The following is a 20,431-nucleotide window of genomic DNA, read 5'->3' as shown; positions in this document are numbered from 1 at the left end:
CGCTATCGATTAGCGGCTTTTTTGTATTTATAGAGCAGTGCTAGCGGGATGTGGCAGAAACTATGATCCTCTGGATGACGTGTCAGTCGGTCCTGGTGCTCGTCATCACTTTTGACGTAGTTGGATAGGGGGAGTACCTCAATAGCCAGCTGTTTATAATCTTCGCGGCTTTTCAGAATTCGTTTTGCCTCGTCCAAGTGTTTGCGTTCTCGACTGTAGATCCCTGTTCTGTATTTAGGCCCAACATCTTGGCCTTGTTGGTTGATGCTGTAGGGGTCGATTATTTCAAACAAGCACTCTATCAGCTCGACTAGGGCTATCTGTTCAGGGTCGAAGTCGATCTGTACACACTCCGCATAGCCATCATACTCAACGTCTGTCCTGTTAGACGTGCCATTGGCTCGACCTGCTTGCGTGGAGATGACGCCAGGAACATGCCGCATGAACTCTTGGACACCCCATAGGCAGCCCCCAGCAAAGTAAATCTGTTCCATTAGCCCTGCTTAACATTGGTGTTTAACTGTGAAGAGAGGATCTTAAAACGAAAAAGGCTCCTATGGGTATCATTAGGAGCCTTACTTGATTAAATGTTGTTAGTGATAACTTGGATTGACCTGTATCGCTGAAACACCTGATTGGCCATTCCAGTGGGCTTCTCGCCCTTCGCGCCATCCTGTCATCCAGTGGCTGCGTAAGTCTGTCGTTGATACCGGACAATCTGACTGTGATTTACCCTCCAGTCCGGCAGTAAAACCGCGTTTGTATAGTGAATTGCTACGTTCTCGTTTCTGTCTTTTCATATATACGCCTCGTATTGAGTGAGTATCTGCTTTCGCAGTGATGTTTTGGCGACAACAATTGGTAGTCACAACCTATTAATAGACCAGATTGGCAATTTTAAGTAATTGTATTGCTCAATTTAAATTCACCTTCTAATAGGTTTAACCTTTTCGCGTCAGCAGCAAAGTCGGCTGAATCAGTGACTTACAGATGAAGCGTAATGCTTTAAAATAGGGCCAATATAGCGGATGAAAATTTTTCATTTCATTCGGCGTTAACCAAATTGAGTGTTGAAATGAAATTATTCGTTACCTGCCCCAAGGGCGTTGAGTCTTTACTGCTAGCCGAGTTGAAGTCGATCGGTATAGAGGGGTTAAAAGAGACTCAAGCAGGGGTTCAGGTAGAGGGTGATCTCGCCACAGCCTACACGATCTGTTTGTGGTCACGTCTTGCAAACAGAGTACTGTTGCTATTGAAAGAGGCTGATGCGACTTCGACAGAAGCACTCTATAACGATATTAAGTCGATTAATTGGCTGGAGCACATCCGGGCTGAGGGGACTTTGGCCGTTGATTTTAACGGCCGTAATGAGTCGATCAATAACACCCATTTTGGCGCTCTTAAAGTGAAAGATGCGATTGTTGACTCCGTTCGTGAAGAGACCGGCAGTCGTCCCTCCGTTGCCAAACAGTACCCTGATCTGCGCATCAACGTTCATCTGCGCAGAACGACAGCTCAGGTAGCAATTGATCTGTCCGGTGAGAGTCTGCACCGCCGTGGATACCGACTTCAAACCGGTGCTGCGCCGCTTAAAGAGAACCTTGCAGTAGCGCTATTGATGCGTGCGGGTTGGCCCAATCAAGGTGACTTTAAACAGCTAGTTGATCCTATGTGTGGTTCTGGAACCTTAATCACTGAAGCTGCATTGATGATGGCGGATATTGCGCCGGGTCTGTTACGTCGTCGCTGGGGCTTTGATCGTTGGTGCCAACACCAGCCGTCTATCTGGCAAGAGATCTACCAAGATGCAAAACAGCGCCGTGAAGCAGGGCTAAACAGAGAGGGTTACCCTCGTCTAACTGGTTTTGATGCCGATTCAAATGTTCTGCAGCGTGCAAACAACAACGCTCAAGCCTTAGGTGTCGAGTCACTCGTCCATTTTGAACGTTGTGATCTGGCTAGCTTGTCACTTCCTTCGCCAGAAGATAAAGGGTTGTTAATTACTAACCCCCCTTATGGTGAACGATTGGGTGATCGTTCAAGCCTAAGATTTTTGTATAGCCAGCTGGGTGATTTCTTAAAAGCCCAAGCGCATCACTGGCGTGTGGGGGTGTTTACTTCGAACCCTGAGCTTGGCAAGGTGATGGGTCTGCGTGCAGACAAGCTCTACAAGCTCTTTAATGGCGCACTGCCCAGTCAATTACTGCTATTTACCGTCTACCCGCAGGAGGGTGTGCCGCAAAACAGTGCAGATTCCGATTCGGATGTTGTGCACCAAGATAGTGCACCCCTGTCTGAAGGGGCGCTGATGTTAGAGAACCGACTTAAGAAAAACCTTAAACAGCTCTCTAAGTGGGTGAAACGTGAGTCAATCGAGGCATACCGAGTCTATGACGCTGATTTGCCAGAGTACGCGGTCGCAATCGATCGATACGCTGATCAGATTGTGGTTCAGGAGTATGCGCCGCCTGCGAAAGTCGATCCTGTAAAGGCCTTTAAGCGACTTCAAGATGTGATGGCCGTTGTAGGAAGAGTGTTTGCTTTGGGCACAGACTCGATTGTATTGAAACAACGCAAGCGTCAGCAGGGCAGCGATCAGTATCAACGACAGACCGAACAGGGTGAGACGCTGACGGTACAAGAGCATGGCTGTCTGTTCGAGGTCAACCTAAGAGATTACCTAGATACAGGTCTTTTCCTAGACCATCGTCCTGTTAGGCAACAGATTCAGTCTCTCGCTAAGGGTAAACGTTTCCTAAATCTTTTCTGTTACACCGCTACCGCCAGTGTCCATGCGGCTGCCGGTGGTGCGATCAGCACGACCAGTGTCGATATGTCGGCAACCTACCTCGATTGGGCCCGACGCAATTTTGAACTGAACAAACTGGACGCTAAACGTGCTGATTTTGTTCAAGCGGACTGTATTCAGTGGCTTGATCGCCCTCGTTCAGAGACCTTCGATCTCATCTTTATGGATCCACCCACCTTCTCTAACTCTAAGAGAATGTCTGACATCCTAGATGTGCAGCGTGACCACGTTATGCTGATTAAAGGGGCAATGGCGTTGCTTGAACCCGGTGGGCTTCTGATCTTTTCAAATAACTATCGCCGCTTTAAGTCGGACTACGAGCAGCTCGACGCTTTTGAGATTGTGGATACTTCTCATCGTACGATTGATCCTGATTTCAAACGTAACTCGAAGATTCACTACAGCTTTGAGATCCGCCATAAGGCATAAAATTCGTTTAATGCCCAAAGTTGGTACGTTACTTGCTAACTAATGCACAGTCTTGCAGCACGGAGTTTGCTGAAAGTGAGTGATTAGTTTTTAAGTTATTGAAAGTAGATAGAAAAAACATTTTATCTTTTTTTATTAAGCCGTCTAAAACTCATCGCATAGTCATTAAATGCACCAAAAGTGTGCATGAAATATAGAGCTGCACCCTATATGTGCATTTCTAAGCAATTTGAGGAGATTAAGGGTGGAAACGATCAACAGTGCCGTTGAAACACTGGTACAAAGTTCCAATACACTATTCATTTTGATGGGTGCCATCATGGTATTCGCGATGCATGCTGGCTTCGCATTCCTTGAGGTAGGTACTGTCCGTCATAAAAACCAGGTCAACGCACTGGTTAAGATCATGACCGACTTCGGTTTCTCTGCAGTGGTCTACTTCTTTGTTGGCTACTGGATTGCCTACGACGTCACCTTCTTTGCCGATGCAGCCACTTTAGCGGAAGGTAACGGCTATGAGTTGGTGAAATTCTTCTTCCTAATGACCTTTGCGGCAGCGATTCCTGCAATTATCTCGGGTGGTGTGGCTGAGCGTGCTCGCTTCTACCCAATGCTTATCGCAGCTGCACTCTGTGTGGGTCTAGTCTACCCGTTCTTCGAGGGCATCATCTGGAACGGTAACTACGGTTTCCAGGGCTGGCTTGAAGAGACCTTTGGTGCAGGCTTCCACGACTTCGCTGGTTCTGTCGTAGTCCACGGTGTCGGTGGTTGGATCGGCCTAGCGGCTGTTTTGGTTCTAGGTTCACGTAAAGGTCGTTACCGTAACGATCGTGTTGTGGCGTTCCCACCATCAAACATTCCATTCCTCGCTCTAGGTGCATGGATCCTATGTATCGGTTGGTTCGGCTTCAACGTGATGTCGGCTCAAACACTGGACGGTATCTCTGGTCTGGTTGCAGTCAACAGCTTGATGGCAATGGTCGGCGGCATCATCGTTGCGACCCTTCTTGGTAAGAACGACCCAGGCTTCATTCACAACGGTCCGCTTGCGGGTCTTGTTGCGATCTGTGCTGGTTCTGACGTTCTACACCCAATTGGCTCGCTGTTTGTAGGTGGTATTGCCGGTGCACTATTTGTTTGGCTGTTCACACTGGCTCAGAATAAGTGGAAGATCGATGACGTACTGGGTGTATGGCCTCTACACGGTCTATGTGGCGCCTGGGGTGGTATTGCAGCAGGTATCTTCGGTAGCCAAGCACTAGGCGGTCTTGGTGGCGTAAGCCTAGGTGCTCAGGTTGTGGGTACTCTTGCAGGTATCGCAGTGGCCTTGATCGGTGGCTTCCTGGTTTACGGTATTGTGAATGCAGTAGCGGGCATCCGTCTGGATGAAGAGGACGAGTTCCGTGGTGCGGATCTAAGTATTCACCGTATCGAAGCCACTTCGGATGATCGCAAATAAGCGATTGATCCCGTTGCTCTAGGGAACCTGCGAATAAGTCCATGGCATCTCAGGCTTACAGTCGAATTCATCATCAAGGCGTGGTTTCGAAGGCCTAGCGGGCTAAGTCAAGAAAGCGCAACACAGAGGGTGGATTTGACTGTAAGCCCCCAAGGGCGTGGCCTGCAATATGCATCTACGGCGTTGCTCCTCTTGCTAAGGGCTACGGCCATTAGCGGCGAGAAGCGCCTTGTATCTGCACATTTCAGGTCTCGCTGAGATACTATGGACTTGTTCGCAGGTTCCCTTGCAACAATCACAAAAAAGCCGAGTTATTTAACTCGGCTTTTTTAATGTTAGATCGATGGTGGATTAGTGGTGGTGACCGCCAGCTCCATGAACATGACCGTGCTCAACTTCTTCAGCGGTTGCTTCACGTACTTCAACCACTTCAACGTCAAAGTTGAGCGTTTCACCAGCAAGCTGGTGGTTGCCATCAAGAGTGATCTGGTCGCCTTCAACTTTAACAACGGTTACAGGCTGCTCACCCCAAGGTGTTTGAGCCATAAACTGCATGCCAACATCGATATCATCAACGCCCTGGAACGCACTGCGATCAACTTCTTGGATCAATTCATCACGAATCTCGCCATAGCCTTCAGCCGGTTCAACGGTAACCTGAAGTGCATCACCAACCGCTTTGCCAGTTAGGGCGTTTTCTAGACCGGGAATGATGTTTTGAGCACCTTGTAGGTAGACAAGAGGATCCTGTCCTACAGAGCTATCAATCGTCTCGCCCAGAGCATTGGTAAGAGTGTAGTGAATAGAGACAACAGTTTTGTCAGCGATTTGCATCTTTCTCTCCTTATATTGGAGATGCAGACCATTAGTGAATCGCAGTGCTCCGTGAATGTAGGCGACTATGCTAACAAACTACAAGGGCAGGTTGTAGGGTAAATCACCGATGACTAAGAGCCGATGACAGGCTGAAGCCAGTCACGGTTACTCCGTAGATAGTTCAAAGCACCGGTGACAGTAATTTGCTCCTGCAATTACCGCATACAGCACATCCGTGTACTTAACAGGTTTCAACCTGTCATCCTCTGTATCGGTCATCCGAAACCTCTATCTGAGCGTAAATATTGAAGTAAAAATCAACACCGAGGCGCACAATGAAGCTTATGAAAATATTAACCCTACTGGCAGCCGTTTTTGGCTTTAAAACAGCCTCAGCTGATACTTGCACTAACGTGCTGAATCATACCGTTCGTGAGCTAGCCGGTGAAAAAGAGGTCAACCTCTGCGAAGAGTACAAAGACAAAGTGGTCTTGATCGTCAATACAGCCAGTAAGTGTGGTTTTACCGGGCAGTATGAAGGTCTTGAAGCGATGCATGCTAAGTACAAAGACCAAGGCTTTGCAGTGTTAGGTTTCCCTAGCGGTGATTTCGCCAATCAGGAGTATCGTGAGGAGGGGCAGATCAGAGAGTTTTGTCGTTTAACTTACGGTGTTAAGTTCCCGATGTTTGAGAAGTCAGTGGTTCGTGGGGATCAAGCGAGCCCTCTATGGGCGGATTTGATTGCTGCGACAGGAACCGCCCCGAAATGGAATTTCTACAAGTACCTGATTGGCCGTGATGGTAAAGTCATTGATGTCTACTCAAGTGTCACATCGCCCGAAAACAGAGGCTTCATTAATACCGTTGAAAAGGCCATTGCGGTAGAGCCCAATTCATAGGATCAATATGCCAAGGATAGCTATTATCGGCGCTGGTTTAGCCGGTGCTACACTCGCCAATAGACTGACCACTTCAGGTTTTACTGTTGATCTGTTTGAGAAATCACGAGGAACGGGTGGGCGTTTAGCCTCTTCTCGCGTGGGTCAACTCTCTGCTGATCTAGGTGCTCCCTATCTAGATGGCTGTTCCAGCGAGTTTGAGCGTTTCTTAAATGCCTATGTCGACACCGGTGTGATTGAGACCTGGAGTACCACGCGCTCGGATTTTAGCCTCACACAACATGAGTCCGTTGAGTACAAGATCGGCGCGGGTCGTAACAGTCTGTTTACTCGTGAACTTCTCAAAGGTACTACTCTCCACACTGAAACCCGTATAGGTGTCGTGTGGAGCGATAAGCAGGGTGTACTGATTCGAGATGATCAAGGTGAACTGATCGACTATTTTGATGCGGTAGTTGTTGCCGCGCCCGCGCCACAGGCGGTGCCACTTCTTGAAACCTCACCACGCTTTGCTCATCGCGCTGAGCAAGCAGCAACCTCAGCCAATTGGATTGCACTGTTTCAGTTAGAGACGCGACCATCGCGCTTAGACGGAGTCTCTGTGATTGAGGGAGAGCATCCAGAGTTCTACCGTATCGTGGTCGAGAGTGACAAACCTGGCCGAGAGGGGCTGTTGGTTCGAGTTGAAATGCGTGAATCTTGGAGCGAATCACACATTGATGATGATCGGGGGGCTCTGCTGAAAAAAATAGAGGGCTTATTGTCTGATTGGCTGGGTGAATCGATAGAGCCTAGCGCCTCAAAAATTCACCGTTGGCTCTACAGTCGAACTCTGCAGAGTGCTCAATTAACGGAACCTTTGTGGGATGCTGAACTTTCGATTGGCGCCTGTGGAGACTGGATTAATGAGCCCGGTTTGGCAGGAGCTTGGAAGAGTGCCAATGAATTGGCCGATGTCATTATTGACTCTTATAGTACAAGCGGTAGTCTGTCCTAACACCCGCATAGTTAAGATGGCACAGATTGATTGAGTTCGAATATACCCTAGAGCGATCCAGTAGACGTCGAACTCTGTCGATTCAAATCGACAGGGGTAGAGTCGTTGTCAAAGCACCACTATTCATTAGTGAGGCTGATATTCAGCAATGGGTTCTGAGCAAACAGGCCTGGGTCACTCCTAGGCTAGTACAACAGCAGAAAGCATTGAGTAAGCACTCCATTGATCTGCATTCAGAGACTCTGGTCGTTAATGGCATCAACTACCAACTTGAGAAGGTCTCTCAATTAACACCCGAAGAGAAAACAATCTGTCACACTGGCCGTTCCGTCAGGGTTAAAGTCAATGCGCGCTCAACAGATCAGTCAATCAGACGACAGCTTCAATCTTCACTAAAGGGGGCTGCCCAACAGCAGTTAATTGCACGTTCTGAGCAGTTATCGAGTTTCACTGGTCTAAAGCCCTCATCCGTCAATATAGGCAGCTATACGAGTAAATGGGGGCAGTGTTCCAGTCGCGGTGAGATCACGCTTAACTGGCGATTGATACACCTTTCACACACTCTGCAGGACTATGTGATCATTCACGAACTCTGTCATTTGAAAGAGATGAACCACAGTCCACGCTTTTGGGCCCTGGTTAGCCGCTTCTTTCCAGACTATCAGTTGGCCAAACAAGAGATAAAAGATCGCTTCGCCTACTTAAACTGGTAGAGGTAAGTTGTTAGACTGGCGTGACTGTTTATTAGAGGTGTACGGTGCAATCGTTTCTATTTTCGACTGAAGATGATCGTGGTGGTGTGATTTTGTGTGATATCGACACCCTTGAAGAGGTCGTACCTTACCTTCAAGCACGATTCAAAGGTGTTATTCGTGTCGAGCAGGGGCGTCGTGCATGGACCATTGAAAATGGGATCGCAGACTTTACGCCACGTCCCATTACCGATGAAGACTTAGCTTAGCGGCGACGCTTTTTCTGGCTGCGCTCTTCGATACGAATCGGCTGCAGAACAGGCTTTTTAGACTGAATATTTGTGCTGATGATGTACAGTGCTGCAGCAATACACAGAGCGCCTAGAATAACCATTTCCATACTCACTTCTCTCTGTTTTTGTTAATTAAAACCACTCATCCTGTCTCTTCTTACGACGAGGAAGGTGGGGAAGGATCAATCCAACGATCAAACCTGCTAAGGCGATCAGTCCGCCATGCGTTAACCAGCGCATTAGGTTTGATTGATCCATATTAGCGACTTGAAACTCAAGTTCGCGAATCCGTTTATCTTTGATGACAAGCTCTGTGGTCGAGTCAGTCGCTTCATCGCGGTAGCTTGCCAACTCTGTTTCGAGTTGGGCGATTTGATCGTTTTTCTTTGCCAAATCTTCACTAAGCGACGCTAGCTGCTGTTTTAGATCCGGTAGCTCAGTCTGCAGAACTGTCAGTTTGCTTTGTCCCTCTGCTAAGTAGCGAGTGAGAACATAACCCTCTTTGCCATCGGCCAGTTTGATCTTGGTGTAATCTTTGCCGCGCTCTAACAGAGTCACGGGATCGCCACTGCGAACTCTAGAGACGATGCGGTATTCGTAAGAGGGGCCGCTGTGCATGAAGAGCTGAACATCATCGGCGATATGGTAATCAGCCGCATAGAGGTGGCTTGACATTAGAAGAGCAAATAGAGAAAAAACTGAACGCATAGCTGGGAAACTGCTTTACCTAGGTTATAGTGTAGATATGGGGGTGATTTTATCACTATCAACCTTACCCGCAGCTTAAATTTAGCCTTTTTGGACGTTTAACTATGCCTGATTTGCAATCTCTTATGGATACCTACTTAGTCCCATGGTCTATCAATATCGCCACGGCTTTGGCCATCTTTGTGGTGGGTCGTTGGTTAGTCAAATTTGCAACCCGACTGCTTGAGAGAGGGCTGCACCGTACATCAATGGACAATATGCTGGTCAACTTTGTCCGCTCCGTCATCAGCATTCTGTTGACGCTGCTGGTTATCGTTGCCGCGCTGGGTCAATTGGGTGTTGATACCACCTCATTGATCGCTCTGGTCGGTGCCGCAGGTTTGGCAATCGGTCTGGCACTGCAGGACTCGTTGAAAAACTTTGCTGCGGGTGTCTTGCTGATCTTCTTCCGCCCATTCAAAGAGGGTGACTTTGTCGAAGTGGCTGGCATATCCGGCGTAGCTGAAGAGATCACGATTTTTAATACGGTGATGCGTACCGGAGATAACCGCGAAGTGATTGTGCCAAATGGTTCGATCTATTCAGGGATCATCACGAACTACAACCGTAGACCGACACGTCGTATCGATATGATCTTTGGTATCAGTTATGACGATGATCTGCGTAAAGCAAAACAGATCTTAACAGAGGTTGTGACGGCCGATAGTCGAGTCTTGGAGGATCCTGCCCCTAAAATTGCGGTATCAGAATTGGCCGATAGCAGCGTTAATTTCATTGTGCGCCCATGGGTTAAAACCGAAGACTATTGGGAGGTCCGTTGGGCACTGACCGAAGAGATTAAAGTGCGTTTTGATGCGGAAGGCATCTCTATTCCTTACCCGCAAATGGATGTTCATCTCAAAAAAGAGGAGGCCTAAAGCCTCCTCTGATTCTTTACTCTGCGGGTACTAACTCTCATCAGTTGAGAGCCCCAATCGTGCTTTCAGTGTCTGGTTTTCATGGGTTAGCTTCTGTATCTCTAAGCGATGCCCATGAATCACTTCGTACTGACGATCAACCTTCTCCTCTAACACCTTGTTCGCATTTTTTAGCTTAGCGAGCTCGTTGTTAAGCTGTTCGTTATTATCTTGCAGCGACTCAAACAGAGGACTGTTTTCGGTTTCTGAACTGCTCAATTTTAATTCGCTGGCAATGTGAGAGAAGAGCGCTTTCAGATCGGCGGATTCTCGGTCGGAGTAGCGAATAGACTCTTCAATTGCTGAATGTGCACCTGCTGCGCCAATAGAGCCGGCTAATCGTTGCTCGAGTAGTCGATGAAACTCCATCAATTCGACAATGGTGAAATGAGTGCGAGCACCTAGCTGGAGGTCCGTCAAAATGCTGCCAAGTACCTGATCCGCCGCATCACTGCTTAGAAAACGGTTGAGAAGAAGCTCAGCCTCTTGGGTTTTCGGCTCACGCTCAATATAGGCTTCAAGCCCAGTGGGGCGGGCATTGCGATATCGGTCCGTTAACATCTCGTTAGTGGCGTTAAACAGCTCTTCTGTCTGAGCTCTCTCAACCTTACGAGGCTTGTAGAGTTTACTGCCAACCACATACAGCGTGATGTTAAACAAGAGTGACCAGAATACGCCGTGGGCGAGTGGGGGTAAAAATTCCAGTCCAAACAGTGCATTAGGACGCAGCCATGAGTGGCCAAACAGTCCATTCGTCATAACACTGGCATCGATCCAGCCCTCACCAACCATAGGCGGTAGCACTAAGGTGAAGCCCCAGAGAATAAAGCCAGACAATAAGCCCAGTGCTGCGCCTAAACTATTCCCTTTACGCCAAAATAGACCGATTAACCCAGCGGGTGCTAACTGCAGAACTGCCGCGAACGAGATTAAACCCAATGCAACTAACAAGTAAGGTGCATCGAGTTGGTTGGCAAACAGATGGGCAATTAACGCAATGCCTAGAATGAGTATCCAGCGCAGATGGAGCAGTGAGGCGCCTAAATTGAGATCCGGTTTAAAACGACGCCAGATGGGAATCACCAAGTGGTTTGATGTCATCGTCGCTAGGGTAATTAGGGTAACGATGACCATACCCGTGGCGGCGGCGAATCCGCCTAGGTAACCCACCAGGGCCATCACCTCACTATTAGCGAGCTTAGGTATCAATAGAACGAACTGATCACCAGAGCTTTTTGGAAGCCCGAGCAACAGCCCGGCCAGTGCGATAGGAATAACAAATAGGTTGATGCCAAGCGTGTAGATAGGAAAGAGCGTCAGGGCGCTCTTGATGTGTGTCGTACCCGGATTTTCAACGACCGTGACATGAAACTGTCTTGGCAGCATCAGGATGGCGGCTGCGCCTAGTATGATTAGGGCAACCCAGGTTAAGAAACTGTCCGATCCACCAAAGCTGTAAACCGACTGTAAGTTGGCCTGCTCCGCTTGCTTGAGGAGATCGTCAAACCCATCAAACAGACCAAAGGTGACAAACAGACCCAGGGCAATGAAGGCAAACAACTTTACCAGACACTCGGCGGCTAACACGGCAATAATGCCCTGGTGACGTTCAGTCGGATCAATTTTTCGGGCACCGAAAAGAATCGTAATAAACGCGAGCGTCAGTGTGATGATGGCAGCCGACCAGCTACCTTGGGTTGCTGAGTCGTTGGTCAGTACATCAAACGCACTATTGATCGCACGCAACTGAAGAACGATGTAAGGCAGCAGCCCTAGAATCGCAATGATGGTCACCAGAGCGGCAATGCGCTGAGAGCGTCTGTAACGCGTTGATATGAAATCGGCAATGGACGTTAAACGAAAACTCTCTTTGGCCAGAACCATTTTTTTGATCGCTTTGGCACCAAAGAGTAGACCTAAAATGGCACCGATATAGATGGCAAAGAACTGGAGTCCGTTCTCGAGCGCGAATCCAACGCTGCCATAGAAGGTCCAAGAGGTAAAAAAGACCGCTAATGAGAGGGCGTAGATGGGTCCCTGGAAGCTAAGACCAGACTGTTTCCTTACCTTACGCTCAACAAAAATCGCTAATGCAAACAGAAGAGCCATGTAGAGCAGAGCAATGCCTGTAAGGCTGGCAGTAGAAAACACGATCAGTGCTCCTTGTTCTCAGGGTGTGAACAGCCGCAGCTTTGTTCGGCAAGTTCTTGTTGATAACTGCTCTCAAGCTCACTGCCTGGAACCGGATCTATCCCACCATCAGACCCTGGATGGCAGCGTCCAATGCGTTTTAAACCGAGCAGTGTGCCTTTGAGGGGGCCGTACAGTTGAATCGCTTCGATCATATAGCTAGAGCAGGTTGGGTAGAATCGACAGCGCGGACCCAGTACAGGACTGATGAACAGTTGATAGAACCGAACCGTCAGTACGAGAAGATGTTCAAAAAAATGTTTAACCACACCGGACTCCTTATTGACGCAATGGTAGTCCTTTAACGCCAATAAACCAATCCGGTGGGGTCCCAGAAATAGAAAGAGTTAGGCCGCTTGAGAGGCCTTTTTCTCATCCAGTTGTAGTGTCTCAAGCGTTTTAGCCCGCACCGTGCGAAGAAGATCGCTATTGGTCGCCAATGATTCACCGTAGGATGGAATCATCTGTTTTAGCTTCTCGGACCAGTTCGACTTCTGCATGCGCTCAGCAAAGCACTCTTCGATGATCGAGATCATCGTGCTGGTTGCCGTTGATGCACCCGGTGATGCGCCCAATAGTGCCGCTATCGAACCATCAGCTGCAGAGATCACCTCTGTACCGAACTCTAGCTTACCCTTGGTTTCATTGCCCGGTTTGATGATTTGGACACGCTGACCGGCGTAAGAGAGTTCCCAATCGTTCTCTTCAGCATCTGGGAAGAAGTTGCGAAGTGACTCTACACGTGAACCGTGCGTCTGCATTACTTCACTGATTAGATATTTGGTCAGATCCATGTTGTTGCGGGCAACTGACATCATTGGCATCAAGTTGTCTGGGCTCAATGACATCGGCAGATCCATCAACGAGCCATTTTTTAGGAACTTAGTAGTGAACCCTGCAAAAGGACCGAACAGCAGTGCTTTTTCACCATTGATAACACGGGTATCCAAGTGGGGTACTGACATGGGTGGCGCACCAATGGGGGCCATGCCGTATACCTTGGCTTGGTGACGCTCGATGACCTCTTTGTTCTTACAGATCAACCACTGACCACTAACTGGGAAGCCGCCGTACCCTTCACCTTCAGGGATGCCAGATTTTTGCAACAGAGGTAGAGCTCCACCACCGGCACCGAGGAAGACAAACTTCGCACGGACTTTGTAGGTGTCTGGCTTAGCAGAGTGTTTCAGTTTGACGCACCAACGGCCATCCTCTTCCTGTTTAAGATCTTGGACTGTTGACGACAGTTTGAGTTCGAAGTTGCCACTAACTTCAAGGAAATTGACCATGAAGCGCGCAAGTTCACCAAAGTTAACGTCCGATCCATATCGCACGCGAGTAGCAGCAATCGGCTGGTTATCTTCGCGGTTTTGCATCACTAGAGGCATCCACTCGCGAATTTGCTCAGGATCTTCGCTGTACTCCATCGCCTCAAAAAGAGGGTGCTGTGAAAGTGCTTGGTGGCGCTTACGAAGGAAATCGACGTTATCTTCACCCCAGACAAAACTGCAGTGGGGCGTTGTGTTGATGAACTTCTTAGGATGAGGAAGCGCACCTTTATTCACAAGGTATGACCAAAACTGCAAGCTGATCTCAAAACATTCGTTAATTGAGAAAGCTTTGCTGCAGTTAATTGAGCCGTCAGCCTGGCGAGGGGTGTAATTCAACTCACAATAGGCTGCGTGCCCAGTACCCGCGTTATTAAGACCATCGGTGCTTTCGCTAGCCACGTGGTTGAGACGTTCGACCATCATCATTTTCAGATTAGGGTCCAGCTCCTGGAGCATAACGGCAAGCGTCGTACTCATCGCTCCTGCGCCAACTAACAATACATCTACTTCTGAATCCATAACTCGACTACCATCTGTGTGTTGAACAAATGTGCCTTACGACTCAATCTCCTATAAGCTTTTGGCAAATAGGCCTTGGAAGTGAGGCGGTGGGTAACAGATAAATGTGTCACCCATATTTCAGTGGTGCCAATTATATTGCGCCGCATCATGGTTTCTAGTCTCTATCGCCTAACTGTTTTGTTATACAGCTATGACAGATAACTATAAGCCACGTAGTTACTGGACTTCGGCGAAATGGACGGTTTTTCAAGATAGACCAATGTCTCAGATGGATGTATCCAATGATCGACTTAAAAAGTCTAAAACCCCTTGAATTGTGGGGATTTGTTGAAGATGCGCTGGTGGAAAAAGGGCACCCTTGGAGGGTGTTTACTCTCTCTACAGTGGATGATGCTGGTCGACCGCAATCACGCTCTGTTGTCTTAAGAGAGATCGAATCGAATAACTGGCTTTTGCGTTTCTATAGTGACTCCCGATCACCAAAAATTTTGCAGCTGCAACATAATCCAAATGTCTCACTCTGCTTCTGGAATCCACAGTTAAAACAGCAGTTACGAGCTGAAGGGTTAGCGACGTTAATGAGTGACAAGGAAGCCATTGATGAACGTTGGGATAGGGTCAAAGAGGGGCCGACGGTTGCGGACTACACGACCAAGTTACCACCGGGTTCAGAAATTGATCCACTGGTGGAATTTGTCGAACAGAACTGGTTCTGTGTGGTGGAGATTAAGATCAGCTCGTTTGATCTTCTGCAGCTAAATCGCGAGGGTCATCAAAGAGTGGCCGTGACCCCAGATGGAGTCACAGCACTGGTACCCTAAAACGGGATGTTTAGAGATGCTCTTCGGCGTATTCGGCCAGTTTAGAGCGGAAGATTCCCTCAAAGTGAACGCTGGCAGAGCCCTCATAGTCTCTAAAGCGTTCAACAATGTAAGTTAAGCCTGAAGTGAGTGCGGTTAGGTAGTTTGAATCAATCTGGGCCAAGTTTCCTAGGCAGACCATCTTGGTGTTTTTACCACAGCGAGTCAGGATCGTTTTCATCTGTTGCGGCGTTAGGTTTTGGGCTTCATCAATCAAAACAATGGCGTTCTGAATGCTTCGCCCACGTATGAAGTTGAGAGACTTGAACTGAATGTTAGCCTTCTCAATCGCATACTTAACACTGCTTTGCGGGCGTTCGTCCTGTTCGTGCATCGCTTCTAAGTTATCGTTAATCGCACTCATCCATGGAGTCATCTTCTCCTCTTCGGTGCCTGGTAAAAAGCCGATATCTTCAGCGACCGGTGGCGTCGAGCGAGTGACAATAATTTTATTGTAGCGACGCTGTTCAATAACCAACTCCAGAGCACTGGCTAGGGCAACCAAGGTTTTACCCGAACCGGCGGACCCAAGCAGAACGGCTAGATCAATATTAGGATCCAGCATCGCTTCCATGGCAAAGGCTTGTTGAATATTGATGGGTGAAATGCCCCAGCAGTTTTGCTGCATCAGGTTTTGGTAGCCCAGATCCTGAAGGATGACCTTGTCACCTTCGACACGGCTGGTTTTAGCGGCAAAATCCTGCGAGTCGTCCCAAATATATTCATTAGGGTAGGTCTCTGGCAGCACCTCGCGGTCTACTCTGTGACAGGTGTGCTCGTTTTCGTGATAGCTTTCAACGGAATCAACCCCCTCCCAAAAAGGGGTCTCTAAATGAAGATGGCCCGCAGGGAGTAGATCGATGTCCGAGACGAGCTGGTCGGTACGGTAATCCTCAACGCGTTTTAAGCCAGCTCCCATCGCCTTAAGACGCATATTCAAATCTTTAGTGACCAGAATCACCTGGCGCTTAGGAAGCACTCGCTGTAAGTGAAGGGCGCAGTTAATGATTCGGTTGTCTTTATTGTGGTCTGCTGGCAAGAACCCTTTGTCATGAGCCAGTTCATGATCAGGGTAGATGGAGAGCTTACCAAATACGATCTCGCGCTCTTTACCATCCAATAAAATCTGCACACCGTCTAGAATCTCTGAAGGGTCTTTGGCGTTGCTCAGAATTTTATCAATTTCGCGAATCGCAGCACGCGCTTCTGCCGCTACGTTCTTCTTCCGATCTTTGATGTCGTCGAGCTCTTCAAGCACGGTCATCGGAATGGCAATATCTTGCTCTTTAAATTCGACAAGACACTTGGGGTCGTGCAACAGCACGTTGGTATCAAGGATATAAAGCTTGGATGCGCTCATTGGCGGTTCCTTCTGCAGCAGAGAGGGATCGATGAAAAACTCACCGATAACTTTAAACTAATCGATGCATTCGCCTTTGGCAAATATGTTCTGCCGATTAGCTGAATGTCATCTATCCTTCATGTATAAACGTAAATAATAACATCGTGATTACGCGAAGGAGAGTGTTATGAGCGATCTATTTGTCAGTGCCAGTGTCAAACCTCTTGAGAGTTTGGATATGCTCTCACCCTATGAAGTAGAGCGTATTCGGGATCGAAGCGATTCTGGGCTATACCCTCTATTTCGCCAATGCGCTTTGGCGGTACTCAACTGCGGTAGTGAGATGGACTGTACGGCCGAAGTGCTTGAGAAATACCAAGATTTTGATGTGCACATCGTCAATAAACACCGTGGTGTGCAGCTGGATCTGATCAATGCACCAGCGTCGGCTTTTGTGGATGGTGAGTTGGTCGATGGTATTCGTGAGCACCTTTTCTCGGTGTTACGAGACCTTGTCTATGTAGTAGACGAGCTTAATGATGTCTGTGAGGGCTTAACGCCAGGTGAGAAACTGACCAATACAGTATTTCACATTTTAAGACACGCTAAATCGCTAAGACCCAACATTAAACCCAACATTGTGGTCTGTTGGGGCGGTCACTCTATTGCTCGCCATGAGTACGCCTACACCAAAAAAGTGGGTTACGAACTGGGCTTAAGAGGCCTCAATATCTGTACCGGCTGTGGCCCGGGTGCTATGAAAGGTCCAATGAAAGGGGCCACCATTGCACACGCTAAACAGCGCATTAGCGACCCAAGATACATAGGCATTACTGAACCCGGCATCATTGCGGCTGAATCGCCCAATCCGATTGTCTCTGAACTGATTACCATGCCGGACATTGAGAAACGCCTAGAAGCTTTTGTGCGACTCGGTCATGGCGTCATTGTATTCCCAGGCGGAGCGGGCACAGCAGAAGAGATTCTCTACATGCTTGGCATCTTGCTTCAAGAACAGAATCGCAATGTAGAGATGCCCTTTATCTTTACAGGCCCTGCAGGTAGCGAGGCCTACTTCGAGCAGATCGATCAGTTTGTTAAAGCGACGCTCGGTGAAGAGGCCAGCAAGCTGTATCAGGTTGTGATTGATCATCCGTCGAAAGTGGCTGCATTGATGAAAGAGGGTCTCAACCGAGTCACCGAACAGCGTAAAGAGTCCGGTGAGGCTTACCACTTCAACTGGCAACTGCAGATACCTTACGAGTTGCAACTGCCTTTTGAACCGACACACGACAATATGGCCGCGCTGAATCTTCACAAAGGTCAGCCGATCTCTGAACTGGCGTCAGAACTTCGTAAAGCACTATCGGGTATTGTCTCAGGCAACGTTAAAGAGCCTGCTGTTAAAGCGGTTGCGGAAAAGGGGCCTTTCATCCTAGATGGCGATCCCGAGGTGATCACTGCACTCGATAAATTGTTGAATGGATTCATTGAGCAGCGTCGAATGAAGATTGATTTTGCGGGTTACGTTCCCTGCTTTAAGCTTGCTAGTTAACTTAGAAGGATGACTGGCTTTAGCCTGTCATCCGCAATCTAGTTAATCTCCAAAATAGAGGTCAGCCCCCGGTCGTTTAATCAGTTATACTTCCACTAGCTTAAAGACAGGGAGTCGCTATGTGTGAGTTAATGGGTATGAGCGCTAATGTACCCACCGATATCTGTTTCAGTTTCGCCGGCTTGATGCAGCGTGGCGGTGGTACTGGACCGCACAAGGATGGATGGGGTATCGGTTTCTACGAAGGAAAGGCTCAGCGAGCCTTTCATGACCCGCAACCCAGTGTCGACTCACCCATTGCTCAGTTGGTCTGTCACTACCCGATCAAAAGCAAGAACGTCATCAGCCATATTCGCCAAGCCAATGTAGGTTCAGTCAATCTAGAAAATACCCACCCATTCAGTCGCGAACTCTGGGGTTTTACCTGGACCTTTGCCCACAACGGACAGTTGGATCCGGTGATTTTTGATTGGCCTCTACGCTTTTACAAACCAGTGGGTACCACCGATTCGGAGTATGCCTTCTGTTGGTTGTTGGATCAGGTTCGACTAGCCTTTCCAGAACCTCCCCAAAAATCGGAACCTCTGTTTGAATTGATTACCCAGTGCTGTCATAAGCTTCGTGCGCTAGGGGTTTTCAATATGCTGCTGTGTGACTCCGACTGGCTCTTCTCATACTGCACTACTAAATTGCATTGGATTACCCGGCGCGCGCCTTTTGGTGTCGCTCAGCTAAAAGATTGTGATTTGACGGTCGATTTTAGAGGGGAGACACAGGAGAACGATATCGTCACAGTGATCGCGACAGAGCCACTGACCGATAACGAGGTATGGCAGCCTATTCAGTCAGGTGAAGCTCGGGTATTCAAAGAGGGAGAGACCTGCTTCTATCGCAGTGAATAAGATGTCTCAATTGCCCCTCTCAATAAACAGCCTTTCGCAACTGCCTCAATGGTTATCAAACCAATACGCCAATGCACCTGCCGTACGGGAGGGTAATACACAGCTATCCTTCTCTGAGCTGAATGGTCACTGCCGCGCCGTGTCACAATGGTTTGTCGAGGTTCTAAACCTCTCAGCAGGGGATAGAGTCATTGTTCAGATGCCCAATGGTGCTCACTACCCGGTGCTGTTAATGTCGCTTTGGCGTGTCGGTTTGGTTCCAGTCTGTTTGACAACCTCCGCTGATATCACCGAGTTAGAGCGGGTCGCGAAACTGACGCAAGCCAAGGCACTGATTGCCTGTCACTCACACTCTAACTTAGCCGAATTAGCAGTCCGTCGAGGCCATGGCCTAACCACTGTAAGCTGCTCCCCTGAAGACTTTTCAAATTGGTTTCTGTTTCCACTTAAGCGACTTTGGCGCCATATATGCAAACGCTCACCCAATTTGGCGGATTTTCAATTTCGTGAAGCGATTGTCTATCACTCAGACTCCTTGATGCTCAGTGCACGATCAGAGGTGGATGAGGTGGCAATGATACAGCTGACCAGCGCTACCACGGGGCAGGCAAAAGCGGTGCAATTGAGTCACAGAAACCTGCTCAGTAATGTTGGGCAGTTAAATCATCGGCTTGTAGATATCGGTATCTCTGGCCCGCAAAGATTACTGATGCCCTTGCCGATCTATCATAGCTACCCCTCAATGATCTGTTTAATGACCTGGTGTCAGGGTGGGGTGGTTGAGATGGCATCGGATGTCAAAGAGATCAATCACATTGCAGAGCTGTTTGATCGTTTTCGCCCGACCCTGTTTGCCGGTGTGGCTCCACTCTTTATGGGCTTAGTACAGCATCCGCTCTTTCCTCAACTCGACTTCTCAATGCTCAAATGCACTCTGTCAGGTGGTGCACCACTCAATCAAGCCATTGGTGATCAATGGCAAGCGATCACTCACTGCGTTATCTCGCAGGGCTATGGCCTAACCGAGTGTTCACCCGTTGTGACGCTGGACTCGAGTGGCAGGTTCGTGACCGGCGCAGTCGGTCGACCGCTGCAAGAGACTGAGGTACGTATTCAAGATGAGTCTGGCAGTGAACTGCCTCAAGGCAGTGCAGGAGAGATCTGCATTAGAGGCCCCCAAGTGATGTTGGGGTATGCCGGTCAAGTTGACACCCAGTTTGAGCAAGGTTGGTTTAGGACAGGTGATATAGGACGTGTGGACCCAGATGGTTCACTGCATATGATTGAGCGCCAGTCTGATGTCATCTCACTGGTTGGAAACTTTAAGATTTACCCCTCTGAAGTCGAAGCGCTCATCTCCCAGCACCCTGACATCACCGATTGTGCCTTCGGCAGTTATCAGGAGGATGGCGAAATCAAGCTCCGTCTATTCGTAGTGACCAACAACCGTCGTTTGACGCAGAAAATGATCCGTAACTACTGTCGTCAACGTTTAACGGCCTATAAAGTCCCACATCTTATTGAGCTGAGACGGGCTCTGCCCCATAGCTCTGTCGGTCGAGTATTACGATCGGGACTGGTTGATTAACCCTAACCCTTGGGCCAAACCAACTATTTAATCGCTTCTCTGGCAGCCTTTTTACCAGTTGGGTAAAATTCGCGGCTATCAAA

At 48.5% G+C, this 20,431-nt stretch carries 20 protein-coding genes; 11 read left to right on the top strand and 9 right to left on the bottom strand.

Translation table 11 applies throughout. From position 1 onward, the window contains the following. Positions 1-2: 2 nt before the first annotated feature. Both XMM383_RS05785 and rmf read right to left on the bottom strand, forming a co-directional pair. On the bottom strand, positions 3-494 hold the full coding sequence (locus XMM383_RS05785) for a peptide-methionine (S)-S-oxide reductase (protein ID WP_173484654.1): 492 nt from the start codon (positions 492-494) through the stop codon (positions 3-5). Between the two features lie 99 nt (positions 495-593). Next, positions 594-800 carry a ribosome modulation factor gene (gene rmf, locus XMM383_RS05780; protein ID WP_173480583.1) on the bottom strand — a complete coding sequence of 69 codons (207 nt, stop codon included), beginning with the start codon at positions 798-800 and terminating at the stop codon, positions 594-596. Positions 801-1,075: 275 nt separating this feature from the next. Here rmf and rlmKL point away from each other — a divergent pair, with 275 nt between their 5' ends. Together rlmKL and XMM383_RS05770 are read left to right on the top strand one after the other, a co-directional pair. Continuing rightward, a complete protein-coding gene (rlmKL, locus tag XMM383_RS05775; RefSeq protein WP_173506470.1) occupies positions 1,076-3,238 on the top strand; it encodes a bifunctional 23S rRNA (guanine(2069)-N(7))-methyltransferase RlmK/23S rRNA (guanine(2445)-N(2))-methyltransferase RlmL in 2,163 nt (720 codons plus the stop codon). Positions 3,239-3,482: 244 nt separating this feature from the next. After that, a complete protein-coding gene (locus tag XMM383_RS05770; RefSeq protein ID WP_173484656.1) occupies positions 3,483-4,697 on the top strand; it encodes an ammonium transporter in 1,215 nt (404 codons plus the stop codon). A gap of 351 nt (positions 4,698-5,048) precedes the next feature. Here XMM383_RS05770 and XMM383_RS05765 read toward each other — a convergent pair whose 3' ends face one another. After that, positions 5,049-5,531 carry a peptidylprolyl isomerase gene (locus tag XMM383_RS05765; RefSeq protein ID WP_173480586.1) on the bottom strand — a complete coding sequence of 161 codons (483 nt, stop codon included), beginning with the start codon at positions 5,529-5,531 and terminating at the stop codon, positions 5,049-5,051. Positions 5,532-5,848: 317 nt separating this feature from the next. Between XMM383_RS05765 and XMM383_RS05760 the strand changes: the two genes are divergently transcribed. From XMM383_RS05760 to XMM383_RS05745, 4 genes are read left to right on the top strand one after another with little or no spacing between them, the layout of a single operon-like run. Further along, positions 5,849-6,412: a glutathione peroxidase gene (locus XMM383_RS05760; RefSeq protein WP_173480587.1), complete on the top strand. Its 564-nt coding sequence runs from the start codon at positions 5,849-5,851 to the stop codon at positions 6,410-6,412. 7 nt (positions 6,413-6,419) lie between these two features. Next, positions 6,420-7,409 carry an NAD(P)/FAD-dependent oxidoreductase gene (locus XMM383_RS05755; RefSeq protein ID WP_173480588.1) on the top strand — a complete coding sequence of 330 codons (990 nt, stop codon included), beginning with the start codon at positions 6,420-6,422 and terminating at the stop codon, positions 7,407-7,409. A gap of 26 nt (positions 7,410-7,435) precedes the next feature. Next, complete coding sequence (locus XMM383_RS05750) at positions 7,436-8,122, top strand: M48 family metallopeptidase (protein ID WP_173480589.1); 687 nt, start codon at positions 7,436-7,438, stop codon at positions 8,120-8,122. 44 nt (positions 8,123-8,166) lie between these two features. Beyond that, the gene (locus XMM383_RS05745; RefSeq protein ID WP_173480590.1) at positions 8,167-8,370 is read left to right on the top strand and encodes a hypothetical protein; all 204 of its coding nucleotides are present in this window, start codon (positions 8,167-8,169) and stop codon (positions 8,368-8,370) included. On the opposite strand, the gene XMM383_RS11785 is transcribed toward XMM383_RS05745, so the two are convergent. Next, a complete protein-coding gene (locus XMM383_RS11785; protein ID WP_256368146.1) occupies positions 8,367-8,501 on the bottom strand; it encodes a hypothetical protein in 135 nt (44 codons plus the stop codon). The two genes, XMM383_RS05745 and XMM383_RS11785, sit on opposite strands and share 4 nt — an antisense overlap. A gap of 25 nt (positions 8,502-8,526) precedes the next feature. Beyond that, a complete protein-coding gene (locus XMM383_RS05740) occupies positions 8,527-9,102 on the bottom strand; it encodes a TIGR04211 family SH3 domain-containing protein (RefSeq protein WP_173480591.1) in 576 nt (191 codons plus the stop codon). A gap of 104 nt (positions 9,103-9,206) precedes the next feature. On the opposite strand from XMM383_RS05740, the gene XMM383_RS05735 reads away from it, so the two are divergent. Further along, positions 9,207-10,019: a mechanosensitive ion channel family protein gene (locus XMM383_RS05735; protein WP_173480592.1), complete on the top strand. Its 813-nt coding sequence runs from the start codon at positions 9,207-9,209 to the stop codon at positions 10,017-10,019. A 30-nt stretch (positions 10,020-10,049) separates the two neighbouring features. Here XMM383_RS05735 and XMM383_RS05730 read toward each other — a convergent pair whose 3' ends face one another. From XMM383_RS05730 to mqo, 3 genes are all read right to left on the bottom strand, one after another. After that, a complete protein-coding gene (locus XMM383_RS05730) occupies positions 10,050-12,209 on the bottom strand; it encodes a hypothetical protein (protein ID WP_371731497.1) in 2,160 nt (719 codons plus the stop codon). A gap of 2 nt (positions 12,210-12,211) precedes the next feature. Next, entirely contained in the window at positions 12,212-12,517 is a 306-nt protein-coding gene (yidD, locus tag XMM383_RS05725; protein WP_371731412.1) for a membrane protein insertion efficiency factor YidD, read from the bottom strand. Positions 12,518-12,595: 78 nt separating this feature from the next. Continuing rightward, entirely contained in the window at positions 12,596-14,098 is a 1,503-nt protein-coding gene (gene mqo, locus XMM383_RS05720; RefSeq protein WP_173480594.1) for a malate dehydrogenase (quinone), read from the bottom strand. Between the two features lie 284 nt (positions 14,099-14,382). Between mqo and XMM383_RS05715 the strand changes: the two genes are divergently transcribed. Beyond that, positions 14,383-14,922, top strand: a complete 540-nt coding sequence (locus XMM383_RS05715) for a pyridoxamine 5'-phosphate oxidase family protein (protein ID WP_173480595.1) — start codon at positions 14,383-14,385, stop codon at positions 14,920-14,922. Between the two features lie 10 nt (positions 14,923-14,932). Here XMM383_RS05715 and XMM383_RS05710 read toward each other — a convergent pair whose 3' ends face one another. Beyond that, a complete protein-coding gene (locus tag XMM383_RS05710; protein WP_173480596.1) occupies positions 14,933-16,321 on the bottom strand; it encodes a PhoH family protein in 1,389 nt (462 codons plus the stop codon). Positions 16,322-16,490: 169 nt separating this feature from the next. On the opposite strand from XMM383_RS05710, the gene ppnN reads away from it, so the two are divergent. The 3 genes from ppnN (at position 16,491) to XMM383_RS05695 (ending at position 20,348) form a co-directional block, all read left to right on the top strand. Further along, positions 16,491-17,858, top strand: coding sequence for a nucleotide 5'-monophosphate nucleosidase PpnN (ppnN, locus tag XMM383_RS05705; RefSeq protein ID WP_173480597.1), 1,368 nt, complete (start codon positions 16,491-16,493; stop codon positions 17,856-17,858). 119 nt (positions 17,859-17,977) lie between these two features. Beyond that, positions 17,978-18,760, top strand: a complete 783-nt coding sequence (locus XMM383_RS05700) for a class II glutamine amidotransferase (protein WP_173480598.1) — start codon at positions 17,978-17,980, stop codon at positions 18,758-18,760. Between the two features lies 1 nt (position 18,761). Beyond that, complete coding sequence (locus tag XMM383_RS05695) at positions 18,762-20,348, top strand: AMP-binding protein (RefSeq protein ID WP_173480599.1); 1,587 nt, start codon at positions 18,762-18,764, stop codon at positions 20,346-20,348. The last annotated feature ends 83 nt before the right edge of the window (positions 20,349-20,431 follow it).

It is taken from the genome of Marinobacterium sp. xm-m-383 (assembly GCF_013283255.1).
Taxonomy (GTDB): Bacteria; Pseudomonadota; Gammaproteobacteria; order Pseudomonadales; family Balneatricaceae; genus Marinobacterium_E.
Note: the sequence above shows the minus strand (reverse complement) of the source record. Positions and strands in the feature narration are given on the sequence as shown.